The organism is Hoylesella nanceiensis DSM 19126 = JCM 15639, from assembly GCF_000379965.1.
Lineage (GTDB): Bacteria > Bacteroidota > Bacteroidia > Bacteroidales > Bacteroidaceae > Prevotella > Prevotella nanceiensis.
Map to the genome: position 1 here is coordinate 56794 of NZ_KB904327.1, position 25025 is coordinate 81818.

At 36.6% G+C, this 25025-nt stretch carries 23 protein-coding genes; 10 read left to right on the forward strand and 13 right to left on the reverse strand.

Annotated elements, in window-relative coordinates:
- Positions 1 to 71: 71 nt before the first annotated feature.
- Positions 72 to 1853: a translation elongation factor 4 gene (gene lepA, locus A3GM_RS0100275; RefSeq protein ID WP_018361383.1), complete on the forward strand. Its 1782-nt coding sequence runs from the start codon at positions 72 to 74 to the stop codon at positions 1851 to 1853.
- Between the two features lie 53 nt (positions 1854 to 1906).
- Positions 1907 to 2494, forward strand: coding sequence for a Crp/Fnr family transcriptional regulator (locus A3GM_RS0100280; protein WP_018361384.1), 588 nt, complete (start codon positions 1907 to 1909; stop codon positions 2492 to 2494).
- 279 nt (positions 2495 to 2773) lie between these two features.
- On the opposite strand, the gene A3GM_RS0100285 is transcribed toward A3GM_RS0100280, so the two are convergent.
- From A3GM_RS0100285 to A3GM_RS0100300, 4 genes are all read right to left on the reverse strand, one after another.
- Positions 2774 to 4432, reverse strand: coding sequence for an AMP-binding protein (locus A3GM_RS0100285; RefSeq protein WP_018361385.1), 1659 nt, complete (start codon positions 4430 to 4432; stop codon positions 2774 to 2776).
- Positions 4433 to 5106: 674 nt separating this feature from the next.
- Positions 5107 to 6354, reverse strand: a complete 1248-nt coding sequence (locus tag A3GM_RS0100290; RefSeq protein ID WP_018361386.1) for an ABC transporter permease — start codon at positions 6352 to 6354, stop codon at positions 5107 to 5109.
- A 1-nt stretch (position 6355) separates the two neighbouring features.
- Positions 6356 to 7555, reverse strand: coding sequence for a pyridoxal phosphate-dependent aminotransferase (locus A3GM_RS0100295; protein ID WP_025829773.1), 1200 nt, complete (start codon positions 7553 to 7555; stop codon positions 6356 to 6358).
- A 288-nt stretch (positions 7556 to 7843) separates the two neighbouring features.
- The gene (locus tag A3GM_RS0100300; protein WP_018361388.1) at positions 7844 to 8698 is read right to left on the reverse strand and encodes a nitroreductase family protein; all 855 of its coding nucleotides are present in this window, start codon (positions 8696 to 8698) and stop codon (positions 7844 to 7846) included.
- A 224-nt stretch (positions 8699 to 8922) separates the two neighbouring features.
- Between A3GM_RS0100300 and A3GM_RS0100305 the strand changes: the two genes are divergently transcribed.
- From A3GM_RS0100305 to cls, 5 genes are all read left to right on the forward strand, one after another.
- Positions 8923 to 9435 carry a DUF4494 domain-containing protein gene (locus tag A3GM_RS0100305; protein WP_018361389.1) on the forward strand — a complete coding sequence of 171 codons (513 nt, stop codon included), beginning with the start codon at positions 8923 to 8925 and terminating at the stop codon, positions 9433 to 9435.
- Position 9436: 1 nt separating this feature from the next.
- Positions 9437 to 10114, forward strand: a complete 678-nt coding sequence (locus A3GM_RS0100310) for a YggS family pyridoxal phosphate-dependent enzyme (RefSeq protein WP_025829772.1) — start codon at positions 9437 to 9439, stop codon at positions 10112 to 10114.
- A 300-nt stretch (positions 10115 to 10414) separates the two neighbouring features.
- The gene (kdsA, locus tag A3GM_RS0100320; protein ID WP_018361392.1) at positions 10415 to 11176 is read left to right on the forward strand and encodes a 3-deoxy-8-phosphooctulonate synthase; all 762 of its coding nucleotides are present in this window, start codon (positions 10415 to 10417) and stop codon (positions 11174 to 11176) included.
- Positions 11173 to 12147, forward strand: a complete 975-nt coding sequence (locus A3GM_RS0100325; RefSeq protein ID WP_018361393.1) for a KpsF/GutQ family sugar-phosphate isomerase — start codon at positions 11173 to 11175, stop codon at positions 12145 to 12147. Before kdsA ends, A3GM_RS0100325 begins: the two co-directional genes overlap by 4 nt.
- 27 nt (positions 12148 to 12174) lie before the next feature.
- Positions 12175 to 13440 carry a cardiolipin synthase gene (cls, locus tag A3GM_RS0100330; protein WP_018361394.1) on the forward strand — a complete coding sequence of 422 codons (1266 nt, stop codon included), beginning with the start codon at positions 12175 to 12177 and terminating at the stop codon, positions 13438 to 13440.
- 147 nt (positions 13441 to 13587) lie between these two features.
- Here the strand turns inward: cls and A3GM_RS0100335 are convergent, their stop codons facing one another.
- Positions 13588 to 14205 (reverse strand): response regulator transcription factor, encoded by a 618-nt coding sequence (locus A3GM_RS0100335; protein ID WP_018361395.1) that lies wholly within the window; start codon positions 14203 to 14205, stop codon positions 13588 to 13590.
- A 161-nt stretch (positions 14206 to 14366) separates the two neighbouring features.
- Entirely contained in the window at positions 14367 to 14765 is a 399-nt protein-coding gene (locus A3GM_RS0100340; RefSeq protein WP_018361396.1) for a DUF1573 domain-containing protein, read from the reverse strand.
- Positions 14766 to 14984: 219 nt separating this feature from the next.
- Here A3GM_RS0100340 and aspS point away from each other — a divergent pair, with 219 nt between their 5' ends.
- From aspS to A3GM_RS0100355, 3 genes are all read left to right on the forward strand, one after another.
- Positions 14985 to 16751, forward strand: a complete 1767-nt coding sequence (aspS, locus tag A3GM_RS0100345) for an aspartate--tRNA ligase (protein ID WP_025829771.1) — start codon at positions 14985 to 14987, stop codon at positions 16749 to 16751.
- A gap of 127 nt (positions 16752 to 16878) precedes the next feature.
- The gene (locus A3GM_RS0100350; RefSeq protein ID WP_018361398.1) at positions 16879 to 17139 is read left to right on the forward strand and encodes a winged helix-turn-helix domain-containing protein; all 261 of its coding nucleotides are present in this window, start codon (positions 16879 to 16881) and stop codon (positions 17137 to 17139) included.
- A gap of 62 nt (positions 17140 to 17201) precedes the next feature.
- On the forward strand, positions 17202 to 17534 hold the full coding sequence (locus A3GM_RS0100355; protein WP_018361399.1) for a hypothetical protein: 333 nt from the start codon (positions 17202 to 17204) through the stop codon (positions 17532 to 17534).
- Between the two features lie 149 nt (positions 17535 to 17683).
- Here the strand turns inward: A3GM_RS0100355 and A3GM_RS0100360 are convergent, their stop codons facing one another.
- The 7 genes from A3GM_RS0100360 to A3GM_RS0100390 all read right to left on the reverse strand — a co-directional run bounded on the left by A3GM_RS0100360 (position 17684) and on the right by A3GM_RS0100390 (position 24621).
- Entirely contained in the window at positions 17684 to 18790 is a 1107-nt protein-coding gene (locus tag A3GM_RS0100360; RefSeq protein ID WP_025829770.1) for a DegT/DnrJ/EryC1/StrS family aminotransferase, read from the reverse strand.
- Entirely contained in the window at positions 18787 to 19725 is a 939-nt protein-coding gene (locus tag A3GM_RS0100365; RefSeq protein WP_018361401.1) for a GNAT family N-acetyltransferase, read from the reverse strand. The genes A3GM_RS0100360 and A3GM_RS0100365 overlap by 4 nt, the downstream gene beginning before the upstream one ends.
- A complete protein-coding gene (locus A3GM_RS0100370) occupies positions 19718 to 20119 on the reverse strand; it encodes a sugar 3,4-ketoisomerase (protein ID WP_025829769.1) in 402 nt (133 codons plus the stop codon). The genes A3GM_RS0100365 and A3GM_RS0100370 overlap by 8 nt, the downstream gene beginning before the upstream one ends.
- 131 nt (positions 20120 to 20250) lie before the next feature.
- Entirely contained in the window at positions 20251 to 21411 is a 1161-nt protein-coding gene (gene purT, locus A3GM_RS0100375; RefSeq protein WP_025829768.1) for a formate-dependent phosphoribosylglycinamide formyltransferase, read from the reverse strand.
- A 13-nt stretch (positions 21412 to 21424) separates the two neighbouring features.
- The gene (gene rfbB / locus A3GM_RS0100380) at positions 21425 to 22573 is read right to left on the reverse strand and encodes a dTDP-glucose 4,6-dehydratase (protein WP_018361404.1); all 1149 of its coding nucleotides are present in this window, start codon (positions 22571 to 22573) and stop codon (positions 21425 to 21427) included.
- Between the two features lie 55 nt (positions 22574 to 22628).
- Positions 22629 to 23258, reverse strand: a complete 630-nt coding sequence (locus A3GM_RS0100385) for a cytidylate kinase-like family protein (RefSeq protein ID WP_018361405.1) — start codon at positions 23256 to 23258, stop codon at positions 22629 to 22631.
- Positions 23248 to 24621 (reverse strand): MATE family efflux transporter, encoded by a 1374-nt coding sequence (locus A3GM_RS0100390; RefSeq protein ID WP_018361406.1) that lies wholly within the window; start codon positions 24619 to 24621, stop codon positions 23248 to 23250. Before A3GM_RS0100390 ends, A3GM_RS0100385 begins: the two co-directional genes overlap by 11 nt.
- Between the last annotated feature and the right edge of the window lie 404 nt (positions 24622 to 25025).

Here is a 25025-nt window from a genome sequence, read left to right on the forward strand (position 1 = left end):
TATCGCAAAGATAATAAGAAATTGCGATTAATTTATTAACTTTGCCCTAAATTGTGAATAAGAATTAGTTAATGGATAATATAAGAAACTTCTGCATCATTGCGCATATCGATCATGGTAAGTCTACATTGGCAGACCGCTTGTTAGAGTACACAAACACCATTAAAGTGACAGGTGGACAAATGCTAGACGACATGGATTTGGAGAAAGAACGTGGCATAACTATTAAGAGTCACGCTATCCAAATGGAATATGAAACAGGTGGACAGAAGTATATTCTCAACCTCATAGATACCCCAGGACACGTCGATTTCTCGTATGAAGTATCGAGAAGTATTGCTGCGTGCGAAGGAGCATTGTTGCTTGTAGATGCTACTCAAGGTGTTCAAGCACAAACTATTTCGAACCTTTATATGGCTATCGAGCATGATTTGGAGATTATTCCAGTCATTAACAAAGTGGATATGCCAAGTGCAATGCCCGAAGAAGTAGAAGATGAGATCGTAGAACTAATCGGTTGCGACCGAAAAGATATTCTTAGAGCTTCTGGAAAGACAGGAGTAGGAGTGCCAGATCTGCTTGAAGCGGTGGTAAATAGAATCCCTGCACCTAAAGGAGACCCACAAGCTCCATTGCAAGCACTTATCTTTGACTCTGTGTTTAACTCATTTAGAGGTATTATCGCATATTTCAAGATAGAGAATGGTAGTATTCGTAAAGGCGACAAGGTGAAGTTCTTTAATACAGGAATGGAGTATGTTGCCGACGAGATTGGCGTTTTAAAGATGGATATGATTCCTCGTCAAGAAGTGAAAACAGGCGAGGTAGGATATATCATCAGTGGTATTAAAGACGCAAAAGAAGTAAAGGTGGGTGATACCATCACGCATGTCGCAACTCCTTGCAGTGCGGCTATCTCTGGATTCCAAGAAGTTAAGCCCATGGTCTTTGCTGGAGTGTATCCAATTGACCCAAGTGATTATGAGAATTTGCGTACTTCTTTAGAGAAACTTCAATTAAATGACGCTTCACTTACATTCTCTCCAGAGTCTTCTATCGCATTAGGTTTTGGCTTTAGATGCGGTTTCTTAGGACTATTGCACATGGAAATTGTGCAGGAACGATTAGACCGAGAGTTCAATATGGACGTTATCACAACCGTTCCGAACGTTTCTTATATGGTATATGAGAAGACAGGAACTGAGAAAGAGGTGCATAATCCATCAGGATTGCCTGAACTTACAGCCATAGATCATATCGAAGAACCATATATCAAGGCAACCATTATTACTGATACCAATTACATTGGCGGTATAATGAAGTTGTGTTTGGAGAAGAGAGGTGAGCTAATTAAGCAGGAATATGTTAGTGGAAATCGTGTAGAATTGCACTTTATGATTCCTTTAGGCGAAATCGTTATCGACTTTTATGATAAGCTTAAGTCTATTAGTAAGGGCTATGCTTCGTTCGATTATCACATCGATTCGTTTAGAACATCAAAGCTTGCGAAGCTTGATATCTTGTTAAATGGAGAGCCTGTAGATGCTTTATCAACCTTAACACATCAAGATAATGCCGTTACTTTAGGTCGAAGAATGTGCGAAAAGCTAAAAGACCTTATCCCACGTCAGCAGTTTGATATTGCTATTCAGGCTGCTATTGGTGCCAAGATTGTGGCTAGAGAGACCATAAAATGCGTAAGAAAAGACGTAACTGCCAAGTGTTATGGAGGTGACGTAAGTAGAAAACGCAAGCTACTTGAAAAGCAAAAGAAGGGTAAAAAGCGTATGAAACAGATTGGAAATGTAGAGGTTCCACAGAAGGCTTTCCTTGCAGTTTTGAAATTAGATTAATGTTATAAACCTGACCTACACATATTATGATTAGAAACATAAACGCAGAAGCGATGTCAACTACACCACGAGACATAGCAAGAGAGTTAGCAAGACGCTACAGTACAATGACTCATGAGGAGTTAAATGTATTGGAACGCATCATCATTCCCATGCGATTTGCGAAGGGAAGACAGATCTTATCTGAGGGTGAAGTGTGCCGAAATATCTATTATTTAGATAAAGGTTTGATACGTCAATACTATCTAAAGAATGGCAAAGAGGTAACAGAACACCTTGGTTCAGACCACTCTATCTTTATGTGTATCGAGAGTTTGTTTAAAGAAGAACCAACAACTCTACAGGTAGAAGCGCTTGAACCTAGCTTTGTTTATGCACTTCCAAAAGCAGATTTAGAGCGTATCGCATTGCATAATGTCAATATTCAGATGATGTATCGAAAGATCTTAGAAGAGAGTTTGATTATTTCTCAGGTACATGCTGACTTAGTTCGTTTCGAATCTGCGAAGAATAGATATCAAAAGATGCAAAAACTTTATCCACAAGTGATATTAAGAGCCCCGCTAACTTACGTGGCAAACTATCTACAAATGACTCCAGAGACATTAAGTAGAGTAAGAGCTTCATTGCTATTTGATTAAACTTTGGTTCTAATTCATAACAATATATATTCTATATTGCATCTTGATTTTTATAGAAAGGTATAGAATAAAGCTATTTTTGTGGGTTCATGCGTAGTTTAAATATCGCTATAAAGTTGTAATAGCTTTATAGTTAAAGATAAAAAGAGAGATGCAATAAGGATAATTTCCTACATTGCATCTCTCTTTGTTTGGTTAATTAAGGTTGGGATATATTCTGTTTTCGTATAACTTCATTAGTTATTATCCATCGACTTGTTGTCCGAGCACCTTCATTACTTATTTATATAAGTAGCGTTTAATACTCTTCTTAGGAGTCTTTTCAAACTCCTCTTCGTGTAAAATGATGTCAGAAACCTTGCTGTATCCAGGCATCATTTCGTTCAATGTTTGAAGGTTTTGAGTCATAACCTTTTGTATATCATCTATTGAGAAGCCCATAGATTCAGCCTCTTCCATATCAGGATGCACCAAAGCAACAAGCTTTTCTTCTCTTTGAAGGACAATACTTTCTCCTACAAGAGCAAGAGAATTAAGCTTATCTTCAATCTCTTCAGGATAGATGTTTTGACCATTCGAACCTAAAAGCATGTTCTTAGAGCGACCTTTAATAAAGATATTGCCATCTTTATCCATAATTCCAAGGTCACCAGTGTGATACCAACCGTTGCTGTCTAATACTTGGTTTGTAGCCTCTTCATTCTTGTAATAGCCCAACATAACATTGAGACCTTTAACAATAATCTCTCCAGGTATGTTTTGAGGGTCGCTACTTTCAATTTCAACTTGCATGTGAACAACAGCCTTACCGCATGAGCCAGGCACGAAATCATTATAGTCTGAATAAGCAATAATAGGTGCACATTCAGTTGTACCGTATCCAACAGTATAAGGGAAGTTGATCTTATGTAAGAAATTTTCAATCTCTTGGTTAAATGCAGCACCACCAACAATGATCTCATAGAAGCGTCCTCCAAAGGCATTCTTCACCTCTTCACAGATCTTTTGATTTACTTTTTTGCTCACAACAGGCATATTAAGCAACAGCTTCATCAAGTTGTTTTGAATCTTTGGGAATACTTTTTTACGAATAATCTTTTCAATTACCAAAGGAACCGCAATGATAACAGCAGGCTTCACCTCTGCAAATGCTTGTGCAATGATTGCAGGACTAGGAATTCTTGTTAAGAAATAGATGTGACATCCAATGAGGAATTCGAATAAGAATTCGAACATCATACCATACATGTGCGCCATTGGCAAGATACTAATGATGTTATCGCCACGAGAAACCTTATCACCTAGCACTCCAGTAGCGAAGTCATAGTTACTCCATAGAGCTCTTGCAGGGATCATTACACCCTTAGAAAAGCCTGTAGTTCCACTTGTATAGTTGATAAGAAGAAGTTCTTCAGGACTTTCTTCCTTATAATAATTAACGTGTTCTTGTCTGAAATACTTTGGATATTTATGCCCAAAGATCTCGTTTAGATGTTCTCTTGCATAAGTAAGTTTCTCACTTCTTGAAACAAGGACAGAGAAATCAGGAATAAACAAGATACCTTCTAGATGAGGCATTTCCTCTTCTTGGATAGTTGGAGCAACCATATCGCCCACAAAAAGCAACTTAGCTTCGCTGTGATTCACGATGTTGTGAACTTGGTCGGGCATAAATTCGTGTAAGATAGGCACAGCAACAGCACCATAAGTAAGGGTTGCAAGGAACACAACAGCCCAGTTAGAACTGTTTCTTCCGCATATTGCTATCTTGTCGCCTTTGTCTATTCCACTGTTTTGGAAGATGATATGAAGCTTCTCAATCTTACGAGCTACATCACGATATTGTAGAGTTGCGCCCTTATAATCGGTTAAAGCATCTAGCTCCCAATTCTTAATTATCGACTGTTCAATAAGACTATTAAAACTAGGTATTTCCATTTTACTTTGTGTTCAAAATCAATATTCTATGTCGTTTTTGTCTGTTCTCTTCACAATCCTATTTCAATTGTGTTGGCATTCATTATTTATCTGTCGAAAAATAGATATATGCACATTAAAGAGAAATATGTGCAAAGGTAGTGCTAATTTATTTGTTAACAAAATTTTTTCTTCCTTTTGTCGTCTATTTATCGTGCTTTTTCACGATAATTGCCTATTCCTCTCGTTTGCATCGCTTGTCTTTCCTTATTTTAATCGTTAACAATCAACTTAAAGTACGTACAATATTTTGCCCTTTCTTTTACCCACTTTCCTTGTCGTACTATATTGTTGCTGTTCAATTAGATAAAGAATTACCACGCAATAGCATTACTTTTACTCTATAATCTCAATGCTTTTAGACTGCAAAATCAATGCTTTTGTGGTATAAATCCATAACAGTTCTCAGTGACGGATATAATAGATAGAAAGTAGTAGAAAATAAATGGACTCTCTTAAATTATATAAAGTTGATGTTGAAAATGGAGAATATTGTAGTAATATGGGTTGAAAGCTTCAGTGGAAGAGAGGTGCATTGTATAAAGAACAATAAGTAAAGTCTGAAAATACTATGCAAATAGCACTCCCAATCTACTTGTTTTACTTTAAATTCTAATTGAAAATTCTGCCAATACTTATTCGTATCGCATTGCTTTAGCTGGGTGTATGTGCGCAATGAGATAGCTTGGAACAATTAAAACTGCAGTACTGATGATAATTGTTGCCACATTTAGAAGTAAAAGAATAGGGATGTTAATTTCCACGGGCACTGCCTTTACATAATAAGTGTTAGCATCGAGGGTTACTATTCCTGTGTAGCGTTGAACAAGAAGAAGAACTATTGATACAATATTACCTATCAATAATCCTTTACCAATAACGAAAACGGCAAACCATAAAAAGCTTTTTCTTATTAAAATGGTGCGTGCTCCCATGGCTTTTAACAAGCCAATCATATTGGTTCGCTCAAGAATAATAATTAAAAGTCCTGATATCATGGTTATACTTGCTACGAGGATCATTAAGATAAGAATAATCCAAATGTTGAGATCTAATAGGTCTAACCATGAAAATATTTGTGGAGTAATTTCCTTTATACTTGCAGTTGCATAGGTTCCGCCATAGTTATCCACTGTTTTATTGATCTTATTGGCAAGATTTGCTTGCACATCATCGAGCTGATTGAAGTCTTTTAATGCTATTTCAATACCCGTAACTTGATCCGATTCCCAGTTATTTAATTTGATGATGTTGTATAAGTCGGTGAAACATATAATCTTATCATATTGAGAAAGATTTGTTTCATAGATGCCAGCAATGAGAAAAGGACGTACTCTTATGCCGCTTTGGTCTACAAAATAAGCGTATATCTTGTCGCCAGTGTTCACCTTTAAGCGGTTAGCTATCGACTTAGAAATAAGTAATTCCTTTGTGTTTTCCTTATTAGAGAAGTGGGGTATTCGTCCACTAACAAGGTTTTTAGCTATAAAAGTAGAATCAAAACTTTGGTCTACTCCTTTAAAAGTCACTCCAAGAAAATCTTTGTCAGTTTTCAGTATGCCTTGTTTAAAAGCATATCTTTGAACGTGTTTCACACCATTTGTTTTCTGAATGACCTTTATAATCGAGTCTGAAGCTTGAATAGGGTACGACTCTGAAGTTTGAAGAGTAATGAAATTGGTTACTTGAATGTCGCCTCCGAAACCAATAACTTTATTCTTTACGGTTTGTTTAAAGCCCAAAACAACACATAAAGAGAGTGTCATTATAATAATTCCAATGGCTACTCCAGCTGTTGCAATGTTGATTGCAGGGCGTGAAATATGCTCTTTATTCTTTTGAGTTGAATAAATCTTTCGGGCTAAAAACAATGGTAAATTCATGCTATTCTACTCTTCCTGGATATGCTTCTAAAGCTTTTCTTAAAACAACTAATGCCTTTTCGAGTTCCGATTTCTCTAAAACATACGCAATACGAACCTGATTTACGCCTACACCTGGTGTGGTATAGAATCCTGAAGCGGGTGCCATCATAATGGTTTGACCATCATATTGGAATTCCTCAAGACACCATCTGCAGAAGTTTTCCGCATCGTCTACAGGCAATTGTGCCACTGTATAGAAGGCACCCATAGGTATTGGAGAGTACACTCCGGGTATTCTATTGAGTCCATCTATAAGTGTATTGCGTCGTTCTACATATTCATCGTAAACATCTTGATAGTATTCTATGGGCGCATCTAATGATGCTTCTGCCACAAGTTGACCGAGAAGAGGGGGAGAAAGGCGTGCTTGACAGAACTTCATAACGGCAGAACGCACGTCTTTATTTTTGGTTATGAGAGCTCCAACACGAATACCACATTCGCTATAACGCTTTGAAACCGAGTCAATAAGAATAACATTCTGCTCAATTCCTTCAAGATGACAAGCTGAAATGTAAGGAGATCCTGTGTAGATGTATTCTCTATACACCTCATCAGAGAAGAGATAGAGATCGTATTTCTTTACAAGATCTCTAATTTGATTCATCTCTCGCTTTGTATAAAGATACCCTGTGGGGTTGTTTGGATTACAAATAAGAATAGCACGAGTGCGTTCGTTGATGAGTTCTTCGAACTTTTCGACCTTAGGAAGACTGAAACCTTCCTCTATAGTAGTTGTAATTGTACGAATTTTTGCACCTGCCGCAATTGCAAAAGCCATGTAATTGGCATACGCAGGCTCTGGAATTATAATCTCATCTCCAGGGTTTAAGCATGAGAAAAAGGCAAAAAGAACAGCCTCTGAGCCACCTGTTGTGATAATAATATCATCGCTTTCGATGTCGATGTTGTATTTATTATAATATCCAACGAGCTTTTCTCGGTATGAAGCAATGCCTTGACTAGGAGAGTATTCTAATACTTTTCGGTCAATATTCTTTAGTGCGTCGAGTCCAACTTGTGGTGTTGGAAGGTCGGGTTGACCGATATTTAAATGATAGACCTTCACTCCTCGCTTCTTTGCAGCAAGTGATAAAGGTGCCAATTTACGTATGGGTGACTCTGGCATTTCTATCCCACGAATAGATATTTCAGGCATTGTTTTCGCTTATAATTAAATAATTATATATTTTGTTACATCTTGATGGTTCTTATATCTTATCGATGAAGAATACCATTTCTTATAATTTAAGTATAAAGATTACTCTGTTTATTTGTGAAACAGAATGAAAATGCAGTCTTTAATCTTATATATAAAGAGGTAATAACCTATTGCAAAGATAGTAATTATATTTTAAAGGTACTTATTTTGTTATGTTTTTTATACATAAGGCACAAACAAAAAATGTTTTCTCTTGTGCTATTGAAGAGAAAACATTTATGATTTTTATAGAGTTTTGTATTGAGGAGTTCCTCTATCTATATACTTTTCAAATTTAATTTTGGGTAATCCTAGCGCCATTGCAGCTTGTATGTGACCTTTAATGCCTAGTCGCTTTTCAAGTGAACCTGGTGCAAGTTGAATAGCTTTGCATAAGAATCCAATATAAAACTGACTGATTCCAAGTGTTTCACTCATTAAAGATGCATTTTGATAAGCAAGATTACAGTTGGTTAAACTAAATGAATCGTTCTCTTTTGTATGGAAAAGAACAACCGAAGTTGCCTTTCTTAATATGACATCATTACCTCTTCTGTATGCCGAACTCAAGCGTTGCATGAGTGGAAGAAAATGGTATGCTTTTGGATGTTTAAACTTTAAGAAGGGTTTTAGCAATGGGTTGGTGAGCTTCTTAATAGCATTTTCGTATGTTTCAATAGTGAAATCGGTTAGCTCTTTCAACTTTTCAGGAGAAGAAATAACGGTAAATGCTAAGTCTCTTGAGTTGTGAGCGGTTGGCGCTTGGTATGCTGCTTCTACGATTTTGGCAATATCTTGAGCTGGAATTTCTTTGCTAGAGAAGGTTCTGTTTGAACGTCTTTTCTTCAATAATAACATCGTATGCTCGATAGTTGGACATTCTTCTTTTGTAAAATCAATAATACTTGTAGCAGGAAATGATGAATGTTGTAGTGCACGAGTAGGGCATATTGCAGCACATTGACCACATTCTATGCAGTTAGTAACTCTTTTTACAAAGATTGTTTTGTCCTTTTGGTCTTGAGAGAGTGCACTAACAGGACACACTGCAACACATTTTCCGCACTTAATACAATTTTCCCTGATGTCAATCTTTATCATTTTTATTATATCTAGATCTTGTTTTACTGATACAAAATTAATTCAATCTGCCCTGAATACAATGCAATAGGGGGATTTAATGATTTAAGTTAATCAATCTAGTGTTGTGAATGTTAATAAAAGTATTGGTATGTAATAGCGAATGTGATATTTTGTAGTTTTGGAATTATTGATTAATTTTGCTCTCATAAGTATTTGAAAGTATAACAAAAGTAATATTTTTTATGAGATCTAGAATTACATCTTGGTTCGAAACAAAGGTTCGTTACGAGAAAGATATGGAGAATGGAATGCAGAAATTCGTAACAGAACAATATGTAGTTGAGGCTTTAAGCTTTACAGAAGCAGAGGCTTCGATAACTAAAGAAATGAGTCTTTACATACGAGGAGAATTTAAAATAACAGATATAAAGCCCGCAACATACTCTGAAGTGGTTTATAGTGATGCAGAATCTGATGATAAATGGTATAAAGCAAAATTGCAATTTATTACTTTAGACCAAAAAACTGAGAAAGAAAAGCTCACTACTACACTCTTTCTTGTGCAGGCTGGAAGCGTAAGTAGAGCAGTAAATAACATCACAGAGATGATGTCTAAGACCGCAACCGACTACACTATCACAAGCGTTGTTGAAACAAAAATAATGGATGTGTATGAACATACGTTCACAACTACAAAGGAAGTAGACGATAAACCCGAGTACGAAGAAGGGGAAAATACAGAAAATGCAGAGTAAAATGAATAAAGAGCAGGTTGTAAATCAATTGCATCAAATAAAAGACTCTTTACCTTTAGGAGTCCATTTGGTGGCAGTTAGCAAGTTTAGGCCTGCTGAGTTTATTCGTGCAGCCTATGATGCTGGGCAACGAATATTTGGAGAAAGTCAAGAAAAGGAACTTTCTTTAAAAGTAGAAGAGTTGCCAAATGATATTCAATGGCATTTTATTGGGCATCTACAAACAAATAAAGTGAAATACATTGCTCGATACATTTCATTGATAGAGTCGGTAGATAGCCTTAAACTTCTAAAGGAAATCAATAAGCAGGCCATTAAGAATGACAGGGTGATAGATGTTCTTTTAGAACTTCATGTAGCTCAAGAAGATACCAAATCGGGGTTAAGTCCTGATGATTGTTTGGCTTTATTAGAAGAAGGAGAATGGAAGTCGCTTTCTAATGTGCGCATTTGTGGATTGATGACGATGGCGAGTTATTGTTCTGATGAACAGCAGATAGCAAGCGAATTCGCCACAGCTCACCAGCTATTCAATAAAATTAAAGAAAAATATTTTAGCGATAAAGAATACTTTAAGTATCGAAGTTGGGGAATGAGTGGTGATTATAAGATCGCAATAGAGCACGGAGCCAATCTCGTTAGAATAGGAACTACCATCTTTGGAGAGCGAGAATATTAAGCAACAGCAATCAAATCTGCATTAAAGTGTAAAGTTAGATACTTTAATTAAAGGCTCTTTAGGCTTTATAGTAAGTTTATTTTTCGAGATATGAAGTCCGAAAGATAAACTTATTTTTATTGTATTTTGAGCCAACCTTCCATTCTGTTATATATAATAAGATGTGTAAATAACAATAAAATTAAACTCATTCCCTTCTAAAAAGGAATATACAAGTTGCTTCTTTGCGCATTTTTTGTTAACTTTGCAATGATAAAAACTAGGAAAAATATAGCCATTTGATCATAAAAAGGTAATGTCATGACAAAGAATACCCCCATATTTATAGCTGGTCCTTGTGTTATTGAGTCGCAAGAACTTTTGAATGTTGTTGCAGAAGAGTTGAAAGCAATTAATAACGACTTAGGTATAGATATCATTTTTAAGGCTTCTTTTGATAAAGCAAACCGTACTTCTATTCGTTCTTTCCGTGGTCCTGGATTAGAAAAAGGACTTGAAATGCTTGCAAATGTAAAAGAACGTTATGGTCTTCGCATCTTAACTGATATTCATGAGAGTTACCAAGCAGAGGCAGTAGGACAGGTTTGCGATGTTATTCAGATACCTGCTTTTTTGTGTCGACAAACTGATTTATTGGTAGCTGCAGCTAAAACGGGTCGTATTGTGAATATAAAGAAAGCCCAATTCTTAAGCGGTTTAGATATGAAATATCCCTTAGAGAAAGCTAAAGAGGCTGGAGCTAAAGATGTTTGGTTGACAGAAAGGGGCAATTCGTTTGGCTATAATAACTTAGTTGTTGACTTTAGAAACATTCCCGACATGCTTAATTACACTCCAAATGTTATTATGGACTGCACACATAGCGTGCAACGACCTGGCGCAGGCGATGGAAAAACAGGCGGAGATCGATGCTTTGTACCTTCAATGGCTATGGCTGCAAAGGCATTTGGGGCTACAGGTTACTTCTTTGAAGTGCATCCTAATCCTGATGAAGGATTGAGTGATGCTGCCAACATGTTAGAACTTAATAAATTAAAGGGACTTATAAAGAACTTACTATGAATACATCTCAACCCATAAATATAACAAGTATTCGAGAAAATGCCATTCAATGCCTTAAAGATGAGGCTGAAGCTCTATTGCAATTGATACCTCAACTTGATGAGAATTTTGATAAAGCAATTCAAATGATGTATCATTGTAAGGGCAAAGTAATTGTTACTGGTGTAGGAAAGAGTGGTAATATTGGTGCCAAAATCGCTGCAACTCTTTCTTCAACAGGCACCCCTTCGTTCTTTATTAACCCCTTAGATGTGTTTCATGGCGACCTTGGTGTGATGACACCAGATGATGTTGTGCTTGCATTAAGCAACAGTGGACAAACCGATGAACTGTTAAGATTCTTGCCAATGGTGCTACAAATGAAGGTACCTGTTATCTCAATGAGTAGTAATCCACAATCACTTTTAGCTAAATATTCAACTGCTCACATTCAAGTGAAGGTAGCAAAAGAAGCATGTCCATTGAATCTTGCTCCAACAAGTAGTACTACTGCAGCCTTAGCAATGGGAGATGCCATTGCTGTTGCATTGATGAAAGTGCGTGATTTCAAGCCAAAAGACTTTGCGCAGTTCCACCCTGGAGGTGAATTAGGAAAGCGTTTGCTTACCACCGCTGCTGATGTTATGCGCCAAAACGACCTTCCTATTATTCCAAAAGAAATGAACTTAGGAGAGGCTATCATTCATGTCAGTAAAGGAAAGCTAGGTTTAGGCGTTTCAATAGAGAACGAACAAGTTATCGGTTTGATAACCGATGGAGATATTCGACGTGCTATGGAGACTTGGAAAGCTCAGTTCTTCGACAAGAAAGTGGCTGATATTATGACCAAAACTCCTAAGAGTGTGTCGCCAGAAACAAAGATTTCTGAGATATTACGAATAATGAATAAGTATAAAATTCATACCGTTTTGGTTGTAGATAGTTCTAACCATTTGCTTGGAATTGTCGACCATTATTCGTGTATGATTTAGATAATTGAGAGAAAGAGAATATAAAGAATGAGCTTAAGAAATATCTTTTTTCTATTCTTATTAATGTTTTTGGGAAAAGGATATGCGCAAACCTCGGATTCATTGATTGTAAAAGAACTCCGAAGTGAAGGTGTATCGTTTTCGAAAAACAATACTGTTACATTGTTATTAACAGGACAAGAGAAGTTCGACGACCTCTTTACGGCTATCAAACAAGCCAAATCGAGTATTCATCTCGAATATTTTAATTTTCGAAATGATTCTATTGCCAACCAATTATTCAATCTTTTAGCTGATAAAGTGAAAGAAGGGGTTGAGGTTAGGGCGTTGTTCGATGCTTTTGGAAATATGTCTAATAACAAACCTTTGCGCAAAAAGGAGCTAAAAAACTTACGAGAAAGAGGTATAGAGATATATGAATTCGACCCAATTAGATTCCCTTGGGTCAATCATGTCTTTGCACGTGACCATCGAAAGATTGTTGTTATTGATGGTTCTATTGCCTATACAGGTGGTATGAACGTTGCCGATTATTATATAAATGGTACAAAGGTAGTGGGAGAGTGGCACGATATGCATTGCAGAATCGAAGGTGATGAGGTGAACACGCTACAAAAGATTTTTATAAAAGCATGGAATAAGGTTACCAAACAACACCTTTCTGGAGCCAAATATTATAGAGGTGATCGTCCAAATACCACTTTTGTAGACTTAAAACGTCCTTCGGTTGATTCGCTAAACAATATGATGGTGGGAATTATTAATCGTGAACCACGAACATCTAATACCATTATTCGTAAGTTCTATACCACTGCAATAGATGTTGCAAAGGATAGTATTCAAATCATTAATCCTTATTTTACGCTGAATAGAGCAATTAAAAAGGCGATAAAGCGTGCCGTTAAACGAGGTGTAAAGGTTGATCTTATGTTGTCAGTGCGCAGTGATATTCCCTTAACTCCCGACTGTGGTTTCTATAATGCACATCAGTTGATGAAACGTGGTTGCAATATTTGGATGTATATGCCTGGTTTTCATCATACAAAGGTGATTATGATAGACGGGTTATTTTGTACTGTTGGTAGTGCAAACCTCAATTCTCGCAGTCTAAATTTTGACTATGAGGCAAACGCAGTTATTGTAAATAAAGAGGTTACTCAAGAGCTTTGTAACTTGTTTAATGCAGAAAAGAAAGAAAGCTTTTTGCTAACACCAAAGAAATGGAATGAGATGCGCACGCCATGGAAGAAGTTTGTAGGGTGGTTTGCTCATCTTCTTGCACCAGTGTTATGATGTGCTTGTGAAATAATAACAATGAAAATATATTGGAATAGCATTGCTTTTACTCTTTAAAGGCAATGCTTTTTTATGCAATAAGGGTGCTTTTATAAAGAATTTAATATGATTTTGCTAACTTATTAGAATAGAGGTGGTTAGCAGTTATATTTTATTGATGTCTACATATCCATGTGTTACGGCATAAATAGTTAAAGCCGAAACACTTTTCATACCAAGTTTTTCAACAATATTCTTGCGGTGTGTGATGACGGTTGTTAAACTAATATGTAGGATAGAGGCAATTTCTTTATTGATATGTCCTTGCACTAAGAGTGAAAGAACTTCAATCTCTCTATCTGTAAGAAGTTTCTTTGTAAGGCTTTCGGGCATCTTTAGCGGTGGAAGGTTCTTGCCTCCGCCATGTGCATATTGCTCTAATACAAGGAAAGATCTAATGAGTTCTTCTTCAGGAGTGTTGATATAAATGCAATTAAAATCGCTAAATTGCTTTGTTTGCTCGGTCATTGCTGTTAAAACAATGGTCTTAACAGCTCTTGCAAAGAAGTAATCTCGATGCTCAATGATAACTGAATCTGCTACAAAATAATGAAAGAAACTATCAGGATTGCTTGCTTCAAACTCGTCGAAGCTACGAAATGCCTTTATTTCCATTATGGGCATAATGTTATGAAGCAATTGTCTTAAACCCATAATTGCAAGTGAATTAGGGTAAACAATTGCCATTTTGGGGCGTCCATTGTTCATCATTTCGTGCATCATGAATACAAAAGTAATAAAATCTGTTTAAAAAATAATTACAATTATGTGTTTTTTGTAATAAGACAACAAAAAACTACATAAATAAGAGCTTGTAAAATCACTCTTTTTATGTAGTTCTTTCTATTTTGATGCTCCACAAATGGTGAAGTATCTCATACTAATTAGTTCTTAGCTTCTTCCATATCGCCCTCAATTTGTAGGCGAGTCATTTCTGTAGTTGCGTTAGAACGCACTGTAATTGTCTTTTTAAAGTGTCCAGGAAACTTACCAGTTCCGTTGTAAGTAACGGTTATTTCACCCTTTTTGCCTGGTAAAATAGGCGTTTTTGTATAAGCTGGAACAGTGCAACCGCAGCTAGCGATAGCCTGATTGATAACCAATGGAGCAGTACCTGTATTGGTAAAAGTGAATGTACACTTTTGAACTGGTTGCTTTTCACTAAACTTTCCAAAGTTATGACTTGTCTTATCGAATTTAATTTCTGCTTTTCCTGCTTGTGCAAATGCAGCAATTGAAATTACAAATAAAAGACATAATGTTCCAAATAAACGTTTTAGCATAATAAAAATCCTTTCTTTTTTTGTTATTGCTATTAAGAAATCTTCTCTCAAAAATACCGCTTTTAGCAAGCTAAAGCAATGCTCGTTAAGGCGATTTTCTCTCGAGAACGTTATGCAAAGTTAGTAAAAGAAATGTGTAAAGCTAACAAATCGTATGTTTTTTTTTATTCTTTCATAATTTTATTGTACTTTTGTTCTCAGAAAAAATATTATTATACTATGTATAGAACAAATTCATGTGGTGAATTACGCTTGAAAGATGCGGGCAAAGAAGTAACTTTAGCAGGCTGGGTTCAGCGTGTTCGTAAAATGGGTGGAATGACTTTCGTTGACTTGAGAGACAGATATGGTATCACCCAGTTAGTCTTTAATGAATCATCAAGCAAAGAACTAACAGAAAAAGCAAATAAACTTGGTAGAGAATTTTGTATCCAAATTGTTGGAGAAGTTAGCGAACGCCAAAGTAAAAACAATAATATTCCAACAGGAGAGATTGAAATTCTTGTTTCAACATTAAACATTTTGTCAGAGAGTGTCACTCCTCCTTTTACTATAGAAGACAACACTGATGGTGGTGACGACTTGAGAATGAAGTATCGTTATCTTGATTTACGACGCAATCCTGTGCGTAAAAATCTTGAATTACGTCACAAAATGACCATTTTAATACGTAACTTCTTGGATAATCTTCAATTCATTGAGGTGGAAACTCCATTGCTAATTGGCTCAACTCCTGAAGGAGCTAGAGACTTTGTTGTACCTTCTCGTATGAATCCAGGACAGTTTTACGCTCTTCCACAAAGCCCTCAAACATTGAAACAGCTATTGATGGTGAGTGGATTCGACCGCTATTTCCAAATCGCTAAGTGCTTTAGAGATGAGGACTTGCGTGCAGACCGTCAGCCTGAGTTTACACAAATTGACTGCGAAATGTCGTTTGTTGACCAAGAAGATGTGCTAGAAGTGTTTGAATCTATGACACGTCACCTTTTCAAAGAGGTACTAAATGTAGAGCTTCCTGCTAAACTTCGCCAAATGACTTGGCACGAAGCTATGAGCAAGTATGGTAGCGATAAGCCAGACTTACGCTTTGGAATGGAGTTTGTTGAATTACATGATCTACTTAAGGGCACTGGAGAATTCAGTATTTTCAATAGCGCTGAGTACATAGGAGGTATCTGTGCAACAGGCTGTTCATCATATAGTAGAAAGCAAATCAATGAATTAACCGACTTTGTTAAGCGTCCACAAGTAGGTGCTTCGGGTCTTATTTGGTTGAAAGTGGAAGAAGATGGCTCTATAAAGAGTAGCATCGACAAATTCTATAGCGCAGAAATTCTAGAACAACTATGTGAAAGAATGAATGCAAAGAAAGGCGACCTTGTTCTTATTATGTGTGGAGAAAAGCCAAATAAAACACGTACTCAACTATGTGCATTGCGCTTAGAAATGGCCGAAAGACTAGGTTTAAGAGATAAAAATAAATACGAATGTTTGTGGATTGTTGACTTCCCACTATTTGAATGGAGTGATGAAGAGCAACGATTGATGGCAACTCACCATCCATTTACATTGCCTAATCCAGACGATATTCCTCTTCTTGACGAACATCCAGAGCAAGTTCGTGCTAAAGCTTACGACTTTGTATGTAACGGAATCGAAGTTGGTGGAGGTAGTATGCGTATCCATGACGGAGCTCTTCAAGAGAAAATGTTCCAAATATTGGGCTTTTCTAAAGAAGAAGCGCTTGCTCAATTTGGTTTCTTAATTAACGCTTTCAAATACGGAGCGCCTCCTCATGCAGGTATTGCGTTTGGCTTAGACCGATTTGTTTCAATCTTTGCGCAGCTTGATTCGATTAGAGATTGTATCGCATTCCCTAAGAATAACAGTGGAAGAGACGTGATGTTAGATGCTCCTTCTGCTTTGGCTGACAAGCAATTGACTGAATTACAGATTAAAGTTGACGTTCGTCAAGAAAACTAAGAATAAATAGTAAGCAGCCGAAAAATACTCGTTTTTTTTACAAAAGAGCAGTTTTTAGTGAAAATAAAACACTAATTTTGTTGCGTATTTACTAATTGTTATAATTATTACTATTTCATTTTAAATTATGGCAGAGAAGAAGACAGCGAAAAAAGTAGCAACTTCAAAGAAGACTGCAACAAAGATTAGTATCGTGATCAACGCGGAAAATGTTGGCTTTAAGGCAGGTGATGTGTATCAAACTCTTGCTTCTGCAAACAAAGCTTTAAGTGTTGAGGAGATCGCTAAACTTGCTAATATCACAGTAGAGGAAACCTATTTGGGTATTGGATGGTTATTTAAAGAGGGTAAAGTGAAAGATCAAGACAACTTGATTACACTTGCTTAATTTTAAAAGTATAAGGAATTAAAAGAGAATTACAGCTTAAACTGTGGTTCTCTTTTTTACGTATGAATTGCGAAAATATAATTCTTGAGGTATTAAAAGAGGCTGGAGATACTGGACTTCCTGTCTCAAAGATTACTCATCACGTATATAATGCGTCGAACTCATTGTTTCATGACATTGCATGGGACGATGTAAAGAGTTATGTTTCTACTTTTTTATTGAAGCAATCTCGTAACCCTAACTCGTTGATAGAGAAGACAGAAAAGAGGGGTTACTATGCTTTGAAGATTAAAAATACTGATGATTCGCAGTTACTTTTCCAGTTTTCGAATCACGAAGAGCCTAAAGATAAAGAGGATAGCGATTGTTCTTCATCTCTTTTTCTTGATATGTAAAAACTTTTCAATTTCTTTTTGAAAAGAATTTCTTACTCCTATAAATAGTTACTGATCAATTGTTCGTTGAAAAAGCATTGCATTTGCGATGTAAACTCAATGCAGTTATATGCTAAAAGCAATGCTATTATAGTGTGAAAGCATCGCTTTTATTCGATAGAGAACTTGTTTATCAACTCTGAAATCATCTTCACATCATCAATTGACATTGTTTGATTGAGAGGGAGACTCAACTCTTGCGTATGAATTTGTTCTGTTATAGGAAAGGAAAGATTGTTCCATTCGCTATAAGCACGTTGCAAATGAGGTGGAATGGGGTAGTGAATGAGGGTTTGTACGCCATTCTTAAGAAGATATTTCTGCAACTTTTCTCTATAAATAGTTAAGATAGGAAAGATGTGAAACACATTATCTGAGTCTGCATCTTGAAGTGGAAGGGTGATAAAAGAATGGTTAATTTGTTGTTGATACACCTTTGCCAACAAACGTCTGTATTGATTTTCTTCGTCGAGATGTCTCAGTTTTACTCGAAGAATCGCTGCTTGCAGTTCGTCTAATCGTGAGTTTCTGCCTTTAACATCAAAGACATATTTTTGTGATGAACCATAATTAGCAATCGTTCTAATCATCTTTTCAAGCTCAGCATCATTGGTTGTAACAGCTCCACCATCGCCTAATGCTCCAAGATTCTTACCTGGATAAAAGCTATGTGCAGCCGCATCGCCTAACGAGCCTGTTCGTTTTGTATCGTAAAAGCAACCATGTGCCTGTGCATTATCTTCGATTAATAAAAGATTATGTCGCTTGCAGAGATGAGATATACGTTTTGTAAAGGCGCATTTCCCATATAAGTGAACAATAACAATAGCTTTAGTATTTTCGGTTATTTGTGCATCTATCAACTCATCATCAATCTGTAAGGTGTTGATATTAGGCTCAATGAGTTTAATTTTTAATCCTAAAGAAGTGAGAGGGAGTATCGTTCCGATGTAAGTATTAGCAGGAACAAGAACCTCATCGCCTGGTTTTAGCTTGCCAAGTTCGAAGTATCCTTGTACAATAAGAGCGATAGCGTCTGAACCATTGCCACAACCTACACAATAATTGGTGCCGATGTATTGAGCATACTCATTTTCAAAAGCACGCACCTCGTTACCAAGAATAAACCAACCGCTATCAACCACTCGTTGAATAGCAGTGCTGATCTCTTCAGAATGTCTATTGGTTATCTCTTTAAGATTTAAATATTCAATCATAATGTCCATTCGTATTTGTCCCAACACATAGCTCTTCCACCGAAACCTTCTTTCTGATACATAAGCGGTTCGTTAAGAAATAATCCATTGTTTTCGGTAGAACGTCCGAAATCAAAATAGGTATAATCTTTTAACTTGTGATGAATCACCTCGTGAAATAGTAGGTCTAATGCCCCAATAGCTTTCCCTTCATAACTTGCAGAGATGTATTGAACATGCGCAACATCATTAATTAGGTATAAAACAATGCCTGCAAGCACTTCGCTTTGTTGTTTGGCAACATACAATGCAATGTTGTTTGGAAAACGACTGTGTAGAAGTTCTATTTCAGAAAGGCTATGAACAGGTTGAACTCCATATTTTTGTTGGAGGTTTTGGGTGAGAATTTCCCAAAAACTATCAAATTGTTGCGATTCTTCTACATAGAGGTTGTTTTGCAAAGCCCTTTTAATTCCTCGTTCTCTAATGCGATACCAAGGGTAGGGAGCATGCAAATTGATAATTGTTCCCACATCTCTTCCCACTAACTGAAATTGAGTTGTTCTAAAAATTGCATAAAGATCCTCTTCTGCTGGCACCTTATTATAGATGTAAGGAATGGGCTTATAGATTACTTTTGTAAAGCCTTGAGATCTCAAAAACTCATTCAATTCTTCAAAGAGTGTAAGTGTTCGAGCTACAGTTACATGCTCGTCGACAATAAGTCCGCCATAAGTTAAACCTTGATGAGAGTGTAACTCGTTGTTAATACGATTGGCTGGAAGAATGGCATACAGCTTATTTTCAATGTAAAACATCAGTGAATAGTCTTCAAAACGGTCAGAATGATAGTCCATATATTCCCTGTAGAACAAGAAACTGCTGTTTTTTGCTCTCGAAACATAATTATTCCATTCAGTTGTTGCTTCGCTATTGAATTGCTTGATGTTAAACATTTATGTATTGAAGAAAGTCGTTATAGTCGTAAATATAATCATTTTCATCGTAAAAGTCTGATGCAAGCACCACGCAAACAGCACCCGAAGAGAAGTCATCTAAGGTTCTCCAGGTCTTAGTATCAATCAATAGGCCTTGATAAGGGTGGTTTAAAAGAAATGTTTGCTTTTCTTTTCCGTTGTCTAAGGTAACATGAAAGCTACCACTTACAGCGATAAGAATTTCTTTTATTTGCTTATGTGCGTGTCCACCTCTGCATTCTCCGCCAGGAACATCATACAACCAATAAACTCTTTTGATGTCAAATGGTATGTTTTTGTTCGCTTCTGCAACCGTAAGATTGCCTCTTGGGTCGGTTATTCTAGGCAGTTCTATTATCTTTCCAAGGCTCATAAGTATATAGATTTGATGAAAATAAAAATAAGTAGCTTTGCTTTTGTCAAGCAAATGGGTTGTATTTCAAAGATAGTGAATAACGAGTAAAGACGCAGTTGTTCTTTACTCGTTACTAATATTGATAGTTATTATTGAATAATAGTGTCAGATAAGCGTTTCGCTTTGTTGCGTAGTTCGTCCATATCGCAGCCAATTTCGCCATAACATAGCACCACACCCATACGTCGATGCAAGTGTTGTTCTGGCTTTCCGAATATTCTTACAATGGTAAAGTCTTCGCTTAACGCTTGTGATAAGTCATAGTTTGGAAGTTCTTTCTTATCCTCTTTCGCTAAAACAACTGCGCTACATCCATAGCGTTCCAATCTAATTGCAGGAATTGGGAGTCCTAATGCAGCGTAAAGGTGTAGCTCAAACTCATTAAGATTAAGCGAACCAGAAAGTGTTACCATACCTGTATCGTGTGGACGAGGTGATAATTCAGAGAAGATAACTTCATTTTTAGTTGTTAAGAAGAATTCAACTCCCCATAAACCCGCTCCAGTTAGAGCGTTAGTAACCTTCTTTGCCATCTCTTGAGCTTGCTTTAAAGCTTCTTCGGGCAATGCAAATGGTTGCCAACTTTCACGATAGTCGCCATTCTTTTGTATGTGTCCGATAGGTGGACAGTAAAGAGTTTCGCCATTCTTTTGTGTTACTGTTAACAAAGTAAACTCAGAATCGAATTCAATAAACTCTTCAATAATAATCTCTTTCACATCTCCTCGGCTTCCTTCAATAGCCTCTTTGAAAGCTACTTGTAAATCATCTTTACTGCGAACGACGCTTTGTCCGTGTCCAGAAGATGACATTAACGGCTTAACAACGCATGGAAAACCAATCTTTTCGGCTGCAGTTTCAAGCTCAGAGAGGGTGGTTGCATAGTAATAATGTGCGGTTCTAATGCCCAATTCCTTTGCTGCTAAATCACGAATAGCCTTTCTATTCATTGTAAAGTTAACGGCTTTAGCACTTGGAACCACTTGTATTCCATCTTTTTCGTATTGAATTAGACGCTCAGTGCGTATTGCTTCAATCTCAGCAATAATGACATCGGGTTTGTGTTTGTATACAACAGCATCAAGAGCATTAGCATCTAACATGTTAAACACTTCTCTTTCGTCTGCTACTTGCATAGCAGGTGCGTTGTCATAACGGTCGCATGCAACGACATATTGACCAATTCTTTTAGCTGCAATCACAAATTCTTTGCCCAATTCTCCTGAGCCTAACAACATTATTTTTTTCATATTAGAATACTCTTTATCTGTTTTTATACATTTGTTCGTAATATCTTTGATAATCTCCGCTTGTTACTTCGCTTATCCAAGCTTGATTTTCTAAATTCCATTTAATTGTTTTTACAATTCCTTCTGCAAACATTGTCTCAGGATACCAACCTAATTCGTTTTTGATCTTTGTGGGATCGATAGCATAACGTAGGTCGTGTCCGAGGCGATCTTCAACGAATTTGATAAGACTTTCATTGATCCAATCAATTGAAATGTCGCCATTTGCGTCTAGTTCTTGTTTCTTTAGAACCTTACGAAGTTCTTTGTTCTCTTCCATCATGGTCCTAATGGTTTGTATAGTCAATTTAACTATATCAATATTGGTCATCTCATTGTGTCCACCAACATTGTAGATAGAGCCCGATTGACCTTCTCTTACTACCAAGTCGATTGCTTTACAATGGTCTTCTACATACAACCAGTCTCTAACATTTTCGCCTTTACCATACACTGGCAATGCTTTTCCCTCTAATATGTTCTTAATTATAAGTGGAATAAGCTTTTCAGGGAAGTGATAAGGACCGTAATTGTTAGAACAACGTGTAATAGAACAAGGGGCATGGTAGGTATCATGATATGCCATTACAATGAAATCGGCACTTGCTTTCGATGCAGAATAGGGGCTATGAGGGCACAATGGGGTTTCTTCTGTAAAGAAACTGTCAGCTCCAAGACTTCCATATACCTCATCAGTAGATACTTGATGGTATCTTTTTCCATCTTTCCAAATAGGATAACCATCATTGCCTTTGCCTAAAGTCCAATTCTTTCGGGCTGCATCAAGAAGGTTTTGCGTTCCTAAAATATTGGTTTCTAAGAATAATTGTGGGTTTTCTATACTGCGGTCTACATGACTTTCTGCTGCAAAGTTGACGATATAATCAATTTCGTGCTCATCAAATATCTTTTGAACGAGTTCTTTATCAACAATATTTCCTTTGATAAAGAAACAACGTTTATTGTCAATATCTTCTTTAATTGTACCTAGATTTCCTGCATAAGTAAGGTCATCGAGTATCAATACCTTTATATCTTGATTCTGATACTTTTTGTTTAGTAAGTATTTTATGAAGTTTGCGCCTATAAAGCCAGCAGCTCCTGTAACTAAATATGTCTTCATCTATTTGTGTGTTTTTTGTTATTATAACGGATTGTTCTTGTATATTATTGTGTGATTATTCATTAATTTCAAGTGCTTTGCAAACAAAGTCTGCAATGAAGTCAGTGGTCTTGTCTAGTCCTAATATTGAACTTGAAATGCAAAGGTCGTAAGATGTGCTATGACCCCACTTCTTTCCCGTGTAAAAAGCATAGAAAGAAGCACGCTTTTCTTCCTTCTTTTCGATTATCTTCTCAGCTGTTTCAGCATCGCAGTTATTGCGTTTCATGACGCTTTGAATGCGGTCTTCGAGAGTAGCTGTGATGAAGATGTTCACCACATTGTCGTAATCTCTTAACACATAGTCGGCTGCTCGTCCTACAAATACACCTCCAACAGATTCTGCAGTCTTACGAATTGCATCGCTTTGGAATTGAAATAAACTCTCTTGAGTTAGTCCATTGTTATAGAAACCGCCAGAGTTGAGGCTAAAACCCCTAAAGTTTGTGATGGATTTAAAAAAGCCTTTATCTTCATCATTCTCTTCAAATAGCTCTTCACTAAAGCCGCTTTCCTTGGCAGCAAGATTAAGAATCTCTCTGTCGTGCAATGGAATATTGAAGCGTTCGGCTAGCTTTTGCCCAATGATATGGCCGCCGCTGCCCACTTCTCTACCTATATTTATTATTATTTTCTTATTGTTCATAGGACTGAGATAGTTTATTTTGTTTTTTGAATCTTTTCATAAATACAACCATAATCACTGCTGTTACAACTGCAGATAATAGGTCCGAAGCTGGAAGAGCTGCCCAAACGCCGTCCGATTCGAAGTATCTGGGTAGTATAATAAGTAGAGGTAGCAAGAAAATTAGCTGTCTAGATAAAGATAAGAACATACTTATTTTTGCTTTTCCAATACTCATAAAGAATGTAGTGATAACCATTTGATAGCCGATAACAGGGAACACACACATATTGATGCGTATTCCTCGAATAGACATAGCAATTAATTCAGGATCAGAAGTAAATAAACGAGCACATTCATAAGGGAAAAACATACCCACAATGAAGCCCAATGTCATTACAACGGTGGCTGCATAGATAGAGAGTTTTACCACTTTAAAGAGACGATCGTATTGTTTAGATCCATAATTATAGCCCGCAATAGGCTGCATTCCTTGGTCTATACCCATAGAAATCATAAGGAATATGAATTCTATTTTGTTGGCAATACCATACGAACCCACTGCAAGATCGCCACCATATTTCAATAATCCATTATTAATAAAGATAACAATGATACATGCACACACGTTCATTGCAAATGGAGCACTACCAATACTGATGATATTCTTCACCAAACTGTATTGCAATTTATATGTGCCTGATTTAAAATGGATTAGTTCTTTTTTGTTGGAGAACTGCCTTACCTGCCAAATAAGAGCCACAACTTGAGATAAAATGGTTGCATAAGCAGCACCTTTAATGCCCATTTCGAAGTAGAAGATAAACAATGGATCGAGAATTGCATTGAGAATCACCGTGAAAATGGTGGCAAACATCGCTTGTTTGGGCTTCCCTGTTGCTCTTAAAAGGGCATTAAAGCCATAATACATGTGCGAAAACACGTTTGCTGCGAGTATAATTTCCATGTAATCTCGTGCATAAGAAATAGTATTCTCACTGGCTCCGAAGAACAATAGGATAGGATCTAGAAATAAAAGACATAATCCTCCCACCAAAACTCCAATGATAATGTTTAGAGTGATGGTGTTACCGAGAATGCGTTGAGCATATTGATAGTCTTTTTGACCTAATTTTACCGATATAAGTGTTGATGAACCAACACCAACAGCAGCACCGAAGGCAGCTGTAAGATTGATAAATGGGAATGTAATTGCAAGACCTGAGATAGCAAGAGGACCCACTCCTTGTCCGATAAAGATACTATCTACCATGTTATAGAGCGATGCTGCCGTCATAGCAATTATCGCAGGAATGGCATATTGCATTAATAATGGCCACACAGGTTTCGTTCCTAATTCTAATGTTGACTTTTGGTTATCCATAAATATTTTGCCTTTTGTTCTTTCAAGTCTAATTAATTTCTTTGCTTTTATGTATCTATAAAGGCGTTTTAGTTCAACTTTAATAGAATGATTGTTTGAATTTAGCGTTCGTTTAGAGTGCTTTTAAATACAAAATGCGCTCCATTTGCTTATAATGCAATATCAATGATGCAAATTTAGCAATTTTATTTCATTCACACAAGTGTATAAACGTGCTTATTTGTGGCAAAAATACGTCTTTTCTGCAGTTCTTTGAGTTCAAAGATAGATGATGAATTGACCTCATAAAAAGAAGAATTGAAAAGGATATGAAAAGATAATATATTTTAACGAGAGTGATATGAAAAACAATGTGCAGAGAGGTTTCTTTGGAGATGAAAAAGAGGTGAGTTTATTTTGCATTA